Here is a 14,288-nt window from a genome sequence, read left to right as displayed (position 1 = left end):
CGTCATAGGGAGGACGCTGTGGAGTACCTGGTTGTCGCCGTTCTTGCGCTGGTCGCGATCGCGATCTCCACCGCAATGAGTCCACGCGTGGGCATCGCCTCGCCCCTGATCCTTGTCGCGGTTGGCGTCGGTGTATCACTGCTGCCCTTCGTGCCCCCGATACAAATCGACCCAGAAGTCATTTTGGCCGGCGTCCTGCCGCCGCTCCTCTTCGCCGCCGGTGCGTCAATTCCTGCGACGGACTTTCGCCGGGAGTTCAAAGCGATCTCCGGAATGTCCGTTGCGCTGACGATCATTTCCACTCTGCTGTTAGGCGTCTTCTTCCACTGGGTGATTCCGGATCTGTCGTGGGCATGGTCATTCGCGATGGGAGCGATTGTCTCGCCCTCTGACCCGGTCGCCACTTCGATCATCAAGCGACTCGGGGTATCTCCGCGCATGGTGAGCATCCTCGAAGGCGAGAGCCTTCTGAATGACGCGTGTGCGTTGGTGCTGCTGCGCGGGGCGGTGGCTGCCGCAGCAGCGTCGGTCACGCTCTTCGACATCGGTCTAGAGTTTGTGCTCGCAATGACAGTGGCGGTCATCATCGGACTTGCTGTCGGAAAACTGAACCTGTGGGTCTCGGGCCACATCAAGGACACGACCGCCAATACGGTGTTCACGCTCGCGGTGCCGTTTATTGCCTCGATTCCCGCGGAACTTGTGGGAGCCTCCGGGCTGGTGGCTGCCGTCGTATGTGGCCTGGTGACAGGCAACGGAGCGGCGAGGGCGTTGTCGCCGCAGGTGCGCATCTCGGATTTGCAGACGTGGCGTGCCATCGAGTTGATCCTGGAGGGCGCGGTGTATCTGATCGTCGGCCTCGAACTCGTCGCCACGATCGAAGAAGTGGAGGCTGAACACGGGGGAGTGGGCTTCGCAGTCAGCGTCGCCGCAGCCGCTCTGTTCCTTGTCTTGCTGGTGCGAGCCGCATTCATCGCGCCGCTGCTGTGGGGGCAAGCCCGGCGTGCACGCCGCGCGGCCGCGTTGCAGCCGGACATCAAGAGATTCCATCAGGAACTGGGCCACCCTGACACTGCGGCCGGTGCCCTGGAACAAGTCGGCAAGGCCACAGGCGGATTCCGGGGGCGGGCAATCTCTCGTGGCATCGTGAGTCATGAACGGGTGAAGCATCACCTGAAGCGAACCGAGGCCGATATCAGCTACTTGGTTAAGGAGCCCTTGGGCACTCGGGAGGGTGCACTCATGGTGTGGGCAGGCATGCGTGGCGTTGTCACTGTCGCCGCCGCACAAACCTTGCCTCTGGACACGCCCGGCAGAGCTCTCCTTGTGCTGATTGCCTACTGTGTGGCTGTGGGGTCGTTGGTGATTCAAGGTGGCACGGTGCGCTGGGCCATCGAGGTCCTCAAGCCTTCTCGCGGTGCGACGCAGCAGGAAGAGGAGGCCGAACGGGTGGCCCTCAGTGAGTATCTTGACAACGCTGCTGGGGAGGCGCGGGCTGCCTTCCGCGCGTCTGATTCGCATGAGCGCCGTACGAGTCAGCACATCGCCGTCATCGAAGCGAAGCGAAGCGCGCTCATCGAGGCGCGTGATGTCGGAATCTTTAGTTCTGATTCGTTGTCCGCGATGCTGCGCCGCCTGGATGCGGAGCAGATTCGGCTCGAACTGTGAGCCGTCAAGCTCCCAGCCGGACAGTTCCGAGCCAGACAATTGTGAGTCGGAGGTTCAGGAAGTCCGCCCGTATGTTGGTGGTGACGGTCGCCACCGTGGTGATGGTTGCGGCATGTTCACTGGGTGACGCGGAGTCCTCCACTGCACCTAGTGCTCCGCCCTCGGGCCAGACCCCGACGGAGTCGGCCGGCACAAGCCCTGACCCGACAGCGGGCTCAGCGGTGGATGCTGAGGGCATTGAACACGCGGGCAACTCTTATCTGGTGGTCACTCTGCCGCTCGAGCAGTGGGACGTCAGTGTTGAATGGGACCCCGAGGACCGCGGGACCATGCTGCGAGATGCTGTGGCAGAGGATCCCACCATTGCGGTTGCCACCAACGGGGGCATCTTCACTCCGGAGCTCGTGCCCGGCGGGCTTCTCGTGGCGGACGGCGTCGAAATGGTGCCGCTGAACCTGTCGGAGGGCGCTGGCAACTTCCATCTCATGCCCAATGCTGTCTTCGCGGTGTACGAGGACGGGCACGCCGCAGTAGTCAATAGCGTTGACTACAACGGCGAGGGCGTGATGCAGGCCACGCAGTCTGGACCGGCGTTGATTCTGGATGGCGACGTGCATCCGGCATTCAATGAGGGTTCTAGCAATCTTGCGGTGCGCTCGGGAGTAGGCGTGAGCCCAGAGGGCGACACGGTTTATCTTGCAATCTCGTGGTCGTTCACGAACTTGTGGGATTTCGCCACGCTCTTCCGTGACGAGTTGGGTGTGGAAGACGCTCTGTACCTCGACGGCGATATCTCGACGTTATGGATTGAGTCGATGGATGAGCCGGGCCCCGTCGCTGGCCCCTATGCCGGAATCATCACGGCTCGCGAGCGTTCCTGACACGACAATTCTCCTCGCGCTAAGGTACGAAAGTACTGGTGTGGTGCCGAGTGAGGAGGCGCAGATGGGTTCTCAAGACAACTCAGGTGATCTTCCCGTGAGCCCGCAAGTGGGACTCGCCAATGAGCGCACCTTCCTGGCATGGATTCGCACGTCGCTAGGCCTGACTGCTACTGGTGCGGCGCTGGTGGCGCTTGATCCGCCGGTCCATCCTGGATGGTTGCTGGCCTCAGGTGGACTGTTCGTTGTCCTCGGCATCGCATGCGCAATTCAGGCGTGGTTGGGGTGGCGTGCCACTGACCGCGATGCTCGACGGGGTGACTGGGAGCCGACACTACGTATGGGTGTGGTCATTACCGCAGGCGTTGTGGTGGCGACGGTGACCCTGATGGCGGGAGCGCTGTTGCTGTGACGGCGGCAGGCCGCGGTCTCAAGGACACGGATCCCTTCGACGCTCGTACGTTGACGGCACTGGCATGGCGTCGAACTGCCATTCGCATCGGCGCGGTCTCGGTGGTCGGCGCTCAACTGTTGGCGCTGGTGTATGGCGGATCGGCGTACGCATTGGGTCTCGTGGGCGTTGCCGTGGGCGTCATGTTGCACGTGTCTGTGTCGCGCCAGTATGTGCACCACGCTCGTGCTGTGCGCGCAGGAGTCCACGACTCTGGAATGGCAACTGCGCGCACTCGCGTGGCATTGCTTTCCTTGTTTGCGCTGGTGTCTGGCGTCGGCACACTGGCCTGGCTGCTGTGGGAGGCAAGTCTCGCTTAGGCCACCGCTTGCCGTGGCGTTAGCATGCACGCATGCCTCAGTTTTCGTCGCGTCAATGGCTTTACCGCAACCCACTAGCCGTCAGCATGGTCCTGATGACAGCGGTCGCGGTGTCCGTGCTCTTTTTCTTCTTGGACTCGTGGGCGAGCACGGTTCTGGTCGCGGGCACTATCGTCGTCGTGCTCGCGCTGCTTCTGATCAATCTTGACGTTGAGGTCTCACGTGAGGGTGAGGTCAGCGCTCGATTTTGGGGCATCCCGGCCAAGCGCATCGGCATTGCTGAGGTTGCTGCCGTGGAGGTGCGCGACTACAGCCCTATGCGGGACTTTGGTGGGTGGGGCTGGCGGTTTGGAAAGGGCGGCAAGCGTGCCTTTACTCTCTATGGTTCGACTGCTGTGGTGATCACTACCCATGACGGTGAAGAGATTTTTCTGGGCGTTGACCATCCCGGCCAGATGGAGCGAGTGCTCACCACGTTGGTGAAGTGACCCTCACCAGTACGGTTTACTGCCCAGTCGGCTTCTCTTCGTGGCCACCGAACCCCTTACGCATCGCTGAGAGCACCTTCTCCGCATAGATGTCGAGATCGCGTGAGGCGAACCGTGAGTACAGCGCGGTCGTCAGCACCGGGGTAGGGACACCTTCTTCGACAGCGGCAATGGAGGTCCATCGGCCCTCGCCGGAGTCTGCGACGTTGCCCGAGAATCCTTCAAGGTCCGGGTCGCGGTGGAGAGCCTCGGCCGTGAGGTCAAGGAGCCAGGAGCCCACGACCGATCCGCGACGCCATACTTCTGCCACGTCGTCAACGGGGATGTCATATTGGTAGAACTCGGGGTTCGACATGGGTGCGGTTTCCGCGTCTGCGGTACGTGCACGGGTGCCGATGTCGGCATTGCGCAAGACGTTGAGTCCCTCGGCGTACGCGGCCATCAAGCCGTATTCGATGCCGTTGTGGACCATCTTGACGAAGTGGCCGGCTCCGTTGGGTCCACAGTGCAGCCAGCCGCGCTCGGCAGGCGTCGGGTCACCTTCACGGCCAGGTGTGCGCTCAGCTGAGTCGGCGCCTGGGGCAATGGTGTCCCAAATGGGGGAGAGGCGCTGGACGATCTCGGTCTCTCCGCCGATCATGAGGCAGAAACCTCGCTCAAGCCCCCACACGCCGCCGGAGGTTCCGCAGTCGACGAGGTGGAGGTTTTTGTCGGCGAGTTCCGCTGCATGCTTGAGGTCGTCCCGGTAGTAACTGTTGCCACCATCGATGATGGTGTCGCCGGGCTCGAGAACGTCGGCCAAGGCGGAGATCACGGATTGCGTGATCTCCCCAGCGGGGACCATGACCCACACTGCTCGGGGTGCTTCCAAGGCGGTGATGAAGTCCGTCATGTCGCGGACTGCGACCGCACCATCGGCTTCCAAGGCGTCGATCGCTTCGGATGAGACGTCGTGCACTGCGACCGTGTGACCGTCGCGCATGAGGCGGCGGCTTAATCCAGCGCCCATGCGTCCGAGGCCGATCATTCCGAGTTGCGAGGTGGTCGTACTCATTGCTTGCTCCTTGGAGAGTGAGGGGTAAAGGGCCGATGCCGTGGTGGTGTGGAGGGGAGAGGCTTAGACGTGGGGGTTTTGCCATGGGCCGTGGTCGCCGATGAGGCGACCGGCTGCTTCCTCGGGGCCCCACGTTCCGGGCTCGTAGTGAATGACGGAGGCGTGGTCGGTCAGGATGCCGTCGACGACTCTCCACGCGGCTTCGACGGAGTCTTCATGGGTGAAGAGTGCGCTATCGCCGCGTAGTGCATCCGTGAGGAGGCGCTCGTAGGGTTCGCGCTCGAGGGGACTTTCTGTCGGCAGTCGGAGCTCTTGTTCGTGGCCCACAAACTCTTCGCCAGGGCGCTTCACCCGCACGCCCAAGCCGATCTCACCGTCGGGCTGCAGTCGGAAGCGCAGGCGGTTGGGGTGCTGGTCTGGGTCCTGCGCATCGTTAAACAGGGATTGTGGGGGGCGCTTGAAGTTGACGACAACCTCGCCCGCAGACACCGCAAGTGCCTTGCCTGTGCGCAGATAGAACGGCACATCGGCCCATCGCCAGGAGTCGATGAAGAGTTTGACTGCCGCAAACGTCTCGACGTCGGAGTGTTCGGCGACTCCTTCTTCATCGCGGTAGCCATTGAACTGGCCCCGGACATAGTCCTTGCGGGTCAGGGGACGCATGGCTTTGAAGACGTTCGATTTGGCGGCCTGGACGGCGCCATAGCCCTGATAGGTCGGTGCTTCCATCGTCAGCAGCGCGACGATCTGGAACAAGTGGTTCTCGACGACGTCGCGGAGTGCACCTGCCGACTCGTAGAACGCACCGCGTCCACGCACCCCAAAGTCTTCAGCGAAGGTCACTTGAATCGACTCGATGTAGTTGCGGTTCCACACGGGCTCAAAGATCGAGTTGGCGAATCGGAAGTACAACAGGTTCATGATCTCTTCCTTGCCGAGGAAGTGATCGATGCGGAAGATTGCGTGCTCGTCAAAGGCGTCGATGATGACGCGATTGAGCTCCTGGCAGCTGGCGAGGTCTCGACCGAATGGCTTCTCCACCACAACGCGAGCATCGTGATTGAGTCCGACGGACTTGAGGCCCTGCACTACGGTGCCGAACAGCACCGGGGGTATGGCTAGATAGTGAGTGGGGCGTGAGCATTCACCGAGTGCTGTCTTCAGTCGCTCGAATGTCTCTGGCTCTGCGTAGTCGCCGTCCACGTAACGCAAGAGTGAGAGCAGGCGCTCGAGTGCCGCTTCATCGTCTATGCCGCCGTAACGCGCTTTCACTGCCTCCCGCGCACGCGTGCGGAGGTCCTCGACGGTCCAGTCGGAAAACGCGACGCCGATGACAGGCACTGCAAGGGTTCCTTCCTTCACCATGCGGTAGAGCGATGGGAAGATTGACTTGCGTGCCAAGTCTCCACTGGCGCCAAAGAACACCAGGCAATCGGACATGGTGCCGGGGGCGGCTCCGGGCATGTGGACTCCTTCTGAGGCCTGTAGTGATGACGCTTCCACCCTAGGGTGGGACCGCAGTCCGAGCGAGTGGACAGGCCGTGTGCAGCACGACTCTCTGGGAATGTGCGAGCAGGGATGAGTGTTCCACCAGGCGCACGCCGAAGTGACAACTGACAAGGAGTTTCCATGTCCGCCCAGAGCACTACGCCACGTCCCCTCGAAGCGCTGTCCCAAGCAGGTGTGTCCGTGTGGTTGGACGACCTGAGCAGGGACCGCCTGAAGAGCGGGTCACTCGGACGTGACATTCAGGAACGCCACATTGTTGGCGTCACGACCAACCCGTCGATCTTCTCCGCAGCCGTCAGTGGTTCTGACGACTATGACGCGCAGATAGCGGAGTTGGCTGCTCGTGGCGTCGGCGTCGACGAGGCGGTCCGCATGATCACCACCGCGGATGTACGTGAAGCCTGCGATGTGCTGCGCCCTGTCTATGACCGCACCGATGGCCTGGATGGCCGGGTCTCGATTGAGGTGGACCCGCGGTTTGCTCGCGATACCGCAGCGACCATTGCCGAGGCCCGCCAACTGTGGTGGTTGGTCGACCGACCTAACGTCATGATCAAGATCCCCGCGACGGTCGAGGGGTTGCCCGCTATCACGGCTGCCATCGCGGAAGGGATCTCCGTCAATGTCACGTTGATCTTCTCGCTCGAGCGATACCAGAGTGTCGTCGACGCGTTCTTGACGGGTATGGAGAAGGCTCATCGTGCGGGGTTCGATGTGAGCCGCATTGGTTCGGTGGCATCGTTCTTTGTCTCCCGCGTTGACTCGGAAGTGGACGCGCGGCTTGACTCAGGTCGTGGCCCGGCGGAACTGTATGGTGCAGCCGCAGTGGCGAATGCGCGACTTGCGTTCGAGTATCACGAGGCCGTGTTGACCTCGGAGCGTTGGGAGCCTCTGGCCGCCGCCGGGGCACATCCTCAACGGCCCTTGTGGGCTTCCACGTCCGTGAAGAACCCTGACTACCCCGACACCATGTATGTCGATGAGCTAGTGACTGCGGGGACGGTGAACACGATGCCTGAGTCCACCATTGATGCAGTGGCCGATCACGGGGCGCACCCCGCCGAACCGCACGAATGGGACGCTGTACGCGGTACCTACGATGCCGCTCGCGAGACGCTCAGCGCGGTGGCTGCCGCAGGTGTTGACTTTGCAGACGTGACGGCCCAACTGGAAGAAGAAGGCATCGCTAAGTTCGCCGATGCTTGGGAAGACCTTCTCGCCCGCGTGCGCGAACAATTGTCACAGCAGTCGAGCGACTCATCGCTATCCGAGCGGGAGTGAACCACAGCGTTCGACGGTGTACATCAGGATATCGCTGAGCCCTTGGCCTCCACTGGCGAGGGCATCGGTGGCGCCGCTCGCGGTTAGGATGGCGACCATCCCTTGGTCGTACTCCGCGATTGACCCGGCCTTCGCAGCAAGCGTTGCTTCCGGCTCGATGAGCTCGTCCGCATAGACGAAGTACGTATCGAAAGCGGCAGTTACCTCGTCTGGCGACAGGGACGTCGTTGCGCCCGCGCTCGTGGAGTCACCGATGTGCTCGCGCGCGCTTGTCCATTCGGACCGGACGTCTGCAAGGGCGGTCTGCATGTCGAGAGCCGCAGCATTCATCACGCTCACGTTCCCCGAATCGTCAGGCGCACCAGTCTCGGTGGACTTGCGCTCCGTGGCATCGAGCAAGTCGAGTTGCGCGAGGTACCCCTCGTGGGCCGCGGTGCAGAAGGGGTCGACGCCGGAGGCTATCGAGTCACTTGAGGGCTGTGTTGACGGCGACTCCGATGCCGTGCCTGACGGGGACGTCTCGACGGCGGAGCTCGGCCCCGGCGTGGCCTTGGGGGCTGAGCTCTCGGGCGAACTGTCGCCCGCTGAGGTGCACCCTGCGAGTAGCACCAGGGCGGCAAGAGCAGGGACGATGCGGGTCGCAGTCTTCATGGTTCGAGCGTGGCAGAGGAAGTCGTGGTAGCCAAAGCCCACCATGACGTTCCGCGCGGCGACTGCCTAGCGATGCACCACGACCTTGCCGATGAGGCTCGATGACTCGACGAGTCGGTGAGCCTCACGAATGCCCTCTGCGGAGAAGTCGCTGATGTAGTGCGTCGCGGTGGGAACAATGGTCCCGTCGTCAACCAGGTCCGCCACCTGCGAAAGGATGCGCCCTTGCTCGCCAATATCCCAGGTGTCGTAGCGTGCCCGCGCAAACATGTACTCCCAGTGGAACGAGATCGACTTGGGGAACAAGGGGAGGAGGTCGAGGTCACCGCCATCGATGGAGACGATTTGCCCACCGGGTCGCACCAACGTGGCGTAGGCCTCGATGTTTCCGGGGGTATAGGCAGAGAACACGTAGTCGATACCTCCGGGCGCGAGCGGTTCGGTGGTCGCAACGAGGTCGTGATGGTTGGCAACGGCATCCGCTCCCATCCGTCGGCACCACGCAGCGGAATCCTCACGCGAGGCCGTAGCGATCACCGTCATCCCAGTGACGCTCTTGGCAATCTGGGTCATTGCGGAACCTGCACCGCCAGCAGCGCCAACCACCAGCAAAGTGCCCGTGTCTTCGCGTGACAAGCGCATCCGATCAAAGAGGCTCTCCCAGGCCGTGAGCGCAGTCAGGGGCAACGATGCGGCATCGGCAAAGGTCGTGGAGGCAGGCATCCGCGAGACAATCCGGTGATCCACTGCCTGCAGGTCTGCGTTTGATCCTGCGCGCCCTGCATCACCCGCCCACCAGACTTTGTCTCCCACGGTGAAGCCGTCCACGTCTGGCCCGAGGGCTTCGACAACACCCGCGCCATCAAAGCCCAAAACGCGAGGTTCTCCACCGGACTTCACCCTTGCACGCCGCTTCACGTCAGTGGGATTGCAGGACACGGCCTCAACGCGGATCAGGAGGTCCTTGTCACGCAGAGCCGGCTCTGCGATCTCCATGTCCCTGAGTGCGAGCGGATCGGAGACATCTCGTGCGTCGACGGCGACGATGGCATGCATGGTGTTGTCCTTTCGTGACGAGGTGGGGACGATTTATGTGTGGCTTGGTGGCGAGTGTGGCCGGCGAGTCTTGTGCAAGCGTGCGCCGCAGGTGGCCGCGACCTCTTGTGCGGACTCCCAGGAGAGCCCCGCCGCGCAGAGCGCATGCGTCATGACGAGGATGCGCACGTTGTCGTGGGTTGCCTGCTCGATGGAAGGAGATTCAATGACATCCCACATGGCTTGTTCGACAAGCCAGGACACCGTTGCGGGGGAGACATCTGCGCGCAGGGGAGAGGGAGAAGATGCTGCGGTACCGGCGGTGACGGCCTTGAGGAGTGTCGTCCTTAAGGGATCGAGCGCCCGTTCGACGTCCTCGTGGTGGCGGCCGCGCACTGCGAGGCGCGTGAGCGGTATGACTGCCGCCTGGTCATCCCAGACCCGGCCTGCGAGCATCGCGATCTGTTCCGCAGGTGTGCCATCGTCGAGGAAGACGGCGGCACCCACACGAGTTGCGCCACGCACAATGGCAGCGTGGATGAGCTCCTCACGATCTCCTATCAGGCGTTCAGCATCCCTCGCGCTGACCCCGGCATGCTCAATGATGTGCGCGTAGGGGGTGTGTGGATCGCGAGACATCCACGTCACGGCAGAGTCCAACAGTCGTGTCACCATGACCGCATCGCTAGCCTGTGCGGGGTTGTGCTCACGCCTGCGCCACCTCATGCCTGCGATTGCCCCAACGCCGCCCGATAGATGCCCCCAAGTTTGTCAAGGTAAGCGTTGGCATCCTCGTCAATTTCTTGACGCGCCGGATCCGCCTCAAACCACTCAACGGCTTCACGCATTCCGTCGGCAAACGTTGTGCTCGCTGACCAGCCAGGCACCAGGGCCTGAATCAGGGTCGTGTCGTAGATCGCCGGGTGCATCTTGTCGCCATAGATCGAGCCTGCCTGGCTTGGTGCAGCCGCCACCATAGCGTCCGAAGGCACGCATAGACGCTGCCTCTCGTACTGCTCGCGGCTGAGGCCAGCGGCGTCAGCGATAGTCGAGTAGATCGCGTTCCATGTGAGCGCTTGGTCTGATGTCACATGGACCGCCATGCCCGCCGCGGCTTCGCTCGCCACGAGGCCCGCGATTCCCGCCGCAACGTCACGAGCGTGGGTGATCGTCCACAGAGAGGTTCCATCCCCGGGCACGATGATGTCCGCCCCACGGCGCATGCGATCCACGAGTGTCCACGGCTTGCGGGAGTTGGCGGTGAAAGCCGGAATCTTTGAAGGGCCATACGTGTGGGCGGGACGCACGATCGTCCACTCAAGCCCCGCGCTCGCGGCGTGGGAGCGCAATACTTCCTCGCACTGCGCTTTGAGGTCGGCGTACTCCCACACGGAGTTGTTGAGGGGATAGTCCTCGGTCAGGGGGATGAAGCGATCGACGGTCTCATATGCGGCGCCCGTCGCGATCAGAACGTAGCGGTCGGTGAGTGGTGCGAAGGTCTCGACATCCTCAGCGACGTGTCCCGGGGTGAACGCCACAGTCTGGATCACCGCGTCAAACTTCTCACCGCGCAGGCGAGGCCCACGAAGTGCGGATCGCAACTGCTCTGGCTGGGTCGCGTCTGCGGTGATAGTGCTTGCTCCAGGCGGCGGTGGAGCTACCTGAGACCTGCCGCGCGTGACGAGTGTGAGTTCGTGGCCTGACGAGGAGAGGTTCGCGGCTAGTTCGGAGGAGATGAGCCCGGTACCGCCAACGATGAGGATGCGCATTTGCTCAGCCTAACTGTCTATGTGCCACGGCGAGTGGCGTGCTGACTACCTCGCGTTTCGTGTCGGTCGCCAGGGCTACTCTGAGCAGGTGACGTCCTCTCTTCGCAGTCCCTGGCCCGCACTGTGGGCGCTCGTGCTCGGGTTCTTCATGATCCTCGTCGACACCACGATTGTGTCGATAGCGAACCCCACCATCCAGGCTGATCTGGGCGCGACTACCACTCAAGTGATCTGGGTGACGAGTGCGTATCTCTTGGCCTATGCAGTACCGCTCCTGATTACAGGGCGGCTTGGGGATCGTTTTGGTCCACGTCGGGTGTACCTCGTGGGGTTGACGATTTTTACTGTCGCCTCCTTCGCCTGCGGACTTGCTGAATGGCTACCCGGTTCCCCGATCGGCAACCTCATCGCTGCGCGAGCGGTGCAGGGCCTTGGAGCCGCGTTGATGACTCCGCAAACCATGGCGGTGATCACGCGAACTTTCCCCGCTCATCGGCGCGGTCCTGCGATGGCGCTCTGGGGCGCAGTGGCAGGCGTGGCCACGCTTGTCGGGCCGCTGCTGGGCGGCGTCCTCGTGGATTCCCTTGGCTGGGAGTGGATCTTCATCGTGAACGTCCCGGTAGGCGTCATCGGCTTTGTGCTTGCGTGGCGCCTTGTGCCTCAATTGGAGACGCACTCTCACAGCTTCGATTGGTGGGGGGTGTTGCTGTCCGCCGTTGGCATGTTCCTCGTGGTCTTCGCCATCCAGGAAGGCCAGACATACGCATGGGCGCCATGGATCTGGATCATGATTGCCGTGGGTGTGGTGGTGTTGGCTGTGTTCTTGTGGTGGCAGCGTCGCAACACGCAAGAGCCGTTGGTGCCTTTGTCACTCTTCCGTGACCGCAACTTCGCAGTCTCGGCTACAGCGATCAGCACCGTTGGATTCGCGACGACCGCGATGTTCATCCCGGTCATTTACTTTTACCAAGTGGCGATGGGGATGAGTCCAACGCAGTCCGCACTGATGTCGGTCCCTACCGCGATAGCGTCGATCGTCCTTGCGCCTGTGGCTGGAAAACTCACCGACCGGGTTCACCCTCGACTTCTCGTGGTGCCGGCGATGCTGGTAAACGCGATCGCAATGGTGTCGTACTTGTGGCTGATGACCCCCGACACATCCATCGCGGTCTTGCTCATACCGCCCTTGTGTATTGGCGTGGCCAGTTCGTTCATGTGGGGGCCACTGTCGTCCACAGCAACGCGGGGCCTGCCGCAATCCGCGGCTGGCGCCGGCGCGGGTGTCTACAACACCACCAGGCAAGTGGGAGCCGTCCTGGGCTCTGCCGCCATTGCCACGCTTATGGTTGCCCGTATTAATGCCGAGATGTCGCAGCTTGCGGGTGCACAAGACATCACCGTGACAGCAGACAACCCTGCGGGTGCGCTCGCTGCTGGATCCGTGCCGGATGCAGTGTTGGAGACGTTCTCCACCGCGATGGCCCAGACCTTGCTCTTGCCGGCTCTGGTGATTGCAGTGGGCGCGATCGTTGCGTGCTTCTTCGTCATGCCACCGCAGATTGTGGAAGCTGCTGCTAGAAAACCCCGTCGACAGCGCAGCTCAGCATAGCCACGCGGACCGTGTTGTTCTTGGTCTCTTGCTCGCCGAGCACTCGGAATCCTTGTCGTTCGTGAAAGTCCATCGACCTGGGGTTGGCGGGCCGCACATTGACTTCGGCGCACACTTCGCTTGCCCCTCGTTCGCGGGCGCGTTCAAAGACTGACTCATACATGGCGCGGCCGACACCAGTGCCACGGGCAGATGCGGCGACCACGATCCGGTCGATGTATTGGTGGCGCACGCCGCGACCTTCGAACCATCGGTAGTTCTCGGAGTCGTAGGGCTGTCCGTTCGCTAGCGACAAGAGAAAAGCAATGACGTCTCCGTGCCTGTTGGTCGCGACCAGCGCTACGTCGCACAAGGCGTGGAGTGCACGCATCGCGTCAGTGTCCAGTTCGTTCACGGCCGGTACCGCGGCGTTGTTCATCGTCACCACGGTGTCAAGGTCGCTGTCACGCATGACGCGAAGGCGGAGATTCTGCATGTCCTTATTGTGCCGTGCGAGTGTGTCGATTGCGTGTCCAGGCTGTGTCACCTGTGTCAGCGCGCGTTCGGTCCGTCCACTGTCAGGACAGTTTTGCCCATCGTTCGCCGCGACTCGAGGGCTTCGTGGGTGGCGGGGGCGTCGGCGAGTGCGTATCTTCCATCGATGCGGACGTGCAACTGTCCCGATCGCACTGCGTCAAAGAGCTCGTTGGCACGCCAGGCGCGCTCCTCGGCCGTGCGGAGGTGATGCACCATGCTCGGTCGTGTGACGAACAGTGATCCTCCATGGTTGAGGCGCTGGAGATCGACGGGTGGGACTTGGCCCGATGCTCCGCCGAACAGTGCCAAGGTTCCTCGTTCAGCGAGCGATCCGAGCGAGCCGTCGAAGGTTGCCGCACCCACGCCGTCGTAGACGACATTGACGCCGATGCCGTCGGTAAGGTCGCGTACGGCCGCCGGGAGTTCATCGGCGATCGAGGAGAACGTGTCATACCGAATGACTGCGTCTGCGCCAGCGGCTCGAGATTGCTCAGCCTTCACGTCGTTGGAGACTGTGGTGATGACTCGGGCGCCACGCGCGACTGCAAGTTGTGTGAGAAGGAGCCCGACGCCTCCGGCGCCGGCATGCACGAGTGCCGTGTCGCCGGGCGCCAGTGGATAGGTGGATGCGCTGAGGAAGTGTGCGGTAAGCCCTTGCAGCATCATGGCTGCGGCCGTTTCTAGGGTGATGTCGTCGGGTACGGCGTAGAGGTCGTGCTCATTCAGTATGACCTGCTCGGCGTATGAGCGCGGTGTAAATGCCCATGCGACTCGGTCTCCGACGGCCGCGCTCGACACTGCTCGTCCGACGGCGCTCACCGTCCCGGCCCCTTCAAGCCCTGGCGTGAAGGGGAAGTCCACGCTGTAGGTACCGGAGCGCTGGTACGTGTCAATGTAGTTGACGCCGCAGGCGTGGACGTCGACCACGATGTCGTCGGGTCCCGGGGTGAGCGGCTCGGTGTCGGTGAGGGACATGACGGATGGACCGCCGGGCTGGTTCGCGATCACAGTCTTCATGGGTTCCATCGTGACACGCGCCTGGCACCGCCCCGATCG

General features: G+C 62.5%; 15 protein-coding genes. 7 read left to right on the top strand and 8 right to left on the bottom strand.

Features of this window, described 5'->3' with window-relative positions; translation table 11 throughout:
• Positions 1-18: 18 nt before the first annotated feature.
• The 5 genes from AOP79_RS08655 (at position 19) to AOP79_RS08635 (ending at position 3,808) form a co-directional block, all read left to right on the top strand.
• Complete coding sequence (locus AOP79_RS08655) at positions 19-1,668, top strand: cation:proton antiporter (RefSeq protein ID WP_082093498.1); 1,650 nt, start codon at positions 19-21, stop codon at positions 1,666-1,668.
• A gap of 71 nt (positions 1,669-1,739) precedes the next feature.
• On the top strand, positions 1,740-2,549 hold the full coding sequence (locus AOP79_RS08650; protein ID WP_062072648.1) for a phosphodiester glycosidase family protein: 810 nt from the start codon (positions 1,740-1,742) through the stop codon (positions 2,547-2,549).
• 64 nt (positions 2,550-2,613) lie between these two features.
• Entirely contained in the window at positions 2,614-2,961 is a 348-nt protein-coding gene (locus tag AOP79_RS08645) for a YidH family protein (protein WP_062072647.1), read from the top strand.
• The gene (locus AOP79_RS08640; protein WP_062072646.1) at positions 2,958-3,320 is read left to right on the top strand and encodes a hypothetical protein; all 363 of its coding nucleotides are present in this window, start codon (positions 2,958-2,960) and stop codon (positions 3,318-3,320) included. The genes AOP79_RS08645 and AOP79_RS08640 overlap by 4 nt, the downstream gene beginning before the upstream one ends.
• Before the next feature lie 32 nt (positions 3,321-3,352).
• A complete protein-coding gene (locus AOP79_RS08635; protein WP_062072645.1) occupies positions 3,353-3,808 on the top strand; it encodes a hypothetical protein in 456 nt (151 codons plus the stop codon).
• Between the two features lie 16 nt (positions 3,809-3,824).
• Here AOP79_RS08635 and gnd read toward each other — a convergent pair whose 3' ends face one another.
• Positions 3,825-4,862, bottom strand: a complete 1,038-nt coding sequence (gene gnd / locus AOP79_RS08630) for a phosphogluconate dehydrogenase (NAD(+)-dependent, decarboxylating) (protein ID WP_174435655.1) — start codon at positions 4,860-4,862, stop codon at positions 3,825-3,827.
• A gap of 63 nt (positions 4,863-4,925) precedes the next feature.
• Positions 4,926-6,326, bottom strand: a complete 1,401-nt coding sequence (gene zwf / locus AOP79_RS08625; protein ID WP_062072644.1) for a glucose-6-phosphate dehydrogenase — start codon at positions 6,324-6,326, stop codon at positions 4,926-4,928.
• 165 nt (positions 6,327-6,491) lie between these two features.
• Here zwf and tal point away from each other — a divergent pair, with 165 nt between their 5' ends.
• On the top strand, positions 6,492-7,652 hold the full coding sequence (tal, locus tag AOP79_RS08620) for a transaldolase (RefSeq protein WP_062072643.1): 1,161 nt from the start codon (positions 6,492-6,494) through the stop codon (positions 7,650-7,652).
• On the opposite strand, the gene AOP79_RS08615 is transcribed toward tal, so the two are convergent.
• The 4 genes from AOP79_RS08615 to AOP79_RS08600 all read right to left on the bottom strand — a co-directional run bounded on the left by AOP79_RS08615 (position 7,635) and on the right by AOP79_RS08600 (position 11,107).
• Complete coding sequence (locus AOP79_RS08615; protein ID WP_152648078.1) at positions 7,635-8,303, bottom strand: hypothetical protein; 669 nt, start codon at positions 8,301-8,303, stop codon at positions 7,635-7,637. The two genes, tal and AOP79_RS08615, sit on opposite strands and share 18 nt — an antisense overlap.
• Positions 8,304-8,369: 66 nt before the next feature.
• Positions 8,370-9,359 (bottom strand): zinc-binding alcohol dehydrogenase family protein, encoded by a 990-nt coding sequence (locus tag AOP79_RS08610; protein WP_062072639.1) that lies wholly within the window; start codon positions 9,357-9,359, stop codon positions 8,370-8,372.
• A gap of 33 nt (positions 9,360-9,392) precedes the next feature.
• Entirely contained in the window at positions 9,393-10,064 is a 672-nt protein-coding gene (locus AOP79_RS08605; protein ID WP_152648077.1) for a hypothetical protein, read from the bottom strand.
• Positions 10,061-11,107 carry an NAD-dependent epimerase/dehydratase family protein gene (locus tag AOP79_RS08600; protein ID WP_062072635.1) on the bottom strand — a complete coding sequence of 349 codons (1,047 nt, stop codon included), beginning with the start codon at positions 11,105-11,107 and terminating at the stop codon, positions 10,061-10,063. Before AOP79_RS08600 ends, AOP79_RS08605 begins: the two co-directional genes overlap by 4 nt.
• Before the next feature lie 88 nt (positions 11,108-11,195).
• Here AOP79_RS08600 and AOP79_RS08595 point away from each other — a divergent pair, with 88 nt between their 5' ends.
• Positions 11,196-12,716, top strand: coding sequence for a DHA2 family efflux MFS transporter permease subunit (locus AOP79_RS08595; RefSeq protein WP_062072988.1), 1,521 nt, complete (start codon positions 11,196-11,198; stop codon positions 12,714-12,716).
• On the opposite strand, the gene AOP79_RS08590 is transcribed toward AOP79_RS08595, so the two are convergent.
• Positions 12,682-13,191: a GNAT family N-acetyltransferase gene (locus AOP79_RS08590; RefSeq protein ID WP_152648076.1), complete on the bottom strand. Its 510-nt coding sequence runs from the start codon at positions 13,189-13,191 to the stop codon at positions 12,682-12,684. The genes AOP79_RS08595 and AOP79_RS08590 overlap by 35 nt on opposite strands.
• Before the next feature lie 56 nt (positions 13,192-13,247).
• Positions 13,248-14,249 carry a quinone oxidoreductase family protein gene (locus AOP79_RS08585; protein WP_062072631.1) on the bottom strand — a complete coding sequence of 334 codons (1,002 nt, stop codon included), beginning with the start codon at positions 14,247-14,249 and terminating at the stop codon, positions 13,248-13,250.
• Between the last annotated feature and the right edge of the window lie 39 nt (positions 14,250-14,288).

This window comes from Demequina sediminicola, assembly GCF_000975055.1.
Taxonomy (GTDB): domain Bacteria; phylum Actinomycetota; class Actinomycetes; order Actinomycetales; family Demequinaceae; genus Demequina; species Demequina sediminicola.
Note: the sequence above shows the minus strand (reverse complement) of the source record. Positions and strands in the feature narration are given on the sequence as shown.

Bases quoted from the DNA above. Each gene is read 5' to 3' on its own strand.
- AOP79_RS08605 (WP_152648077.1), bottom strand. From the start codon at position 10,064: ATGAGGTGGCGCAGGCGTGAGCACAACCCCGCACAGGCTAGCGATGCG.
- AOP79_RS08635 (WP_062072645.1), top strand. From the start codon at position 3,353: ATGCCTCAGTTTTCGTCGCGTCAATGGCTTTACCGCAACCCACTAGCC.
- AOP79_RS08590 (WP_152648076.1), bottom strand. From the start codon at position 13,191: ATGCAGAATCTCCGCCTTCGCGTCATGCGTGACAGCGACCTTGACACC.
- AOP79_RS08585 (WP_062072631.1), bottom strand. From the start codon at position 14,249: ATGAAGACTGTGATCGCGAACCAGCCCGGCGGTCCATCCGTCATGTCC.
- AOP79_RS08615 (WP_152648078.1), bottom strand. From the start codon at position 8,303: ATGAAGACTGCGACCCGCATCGTCCCTGCTCTTGCCGCCCTGGTGCTA.
- AOP79_RS08645 (WP_062072647.1), top strand. From the start codon at position 2,614: ATGGGTTCTCAAGACAACTCAGGTGATCTTCCCGTGAGCCCGCAAGTG.
- gnd (WP_174435655.1), bottom strand. From the start codon at position 4,862: ATGAGTACGACCACCTCGCAACTCGGAATGATCGGCCTCGGACGCATG.
- AOP79_RS08650 (WP_062072648.1), top strand. From the start codon at position 1,740: ATGTTGGTGGTGACGGTCGCCACCGTGGTGATGGTTGCGGCATGTTCA.
- tal (WP_062072643.1), top strand. From the start codon at position 6,492: ATGTCCGCCCAGAGCACTACGCCACGTCCCCTCGAAGCGCTGTCCCAA.
- AOP79_RS08600 (WP_062072635.1), bottom strand. From the start codon at position 11,107: ATGCGCATCCTCATCGTTGGCGGTACCGGGCTCATCTCCTCCGAACTA.
- zwf (WP_062072644.1), bottom strand. From the start codon at position 6,326: ATGCCCGGAGCCGCCCCCGGCACCATGTCCGATTGCCTGGTGTTCTTT.
- AOP79_RS08610 (WP_062072639.1), bottom strand. From the start codon at position 9,359: ATGCATGCCATCGTCGCCGTCGACGCACGAGATGTCTCCGATCCGCTC.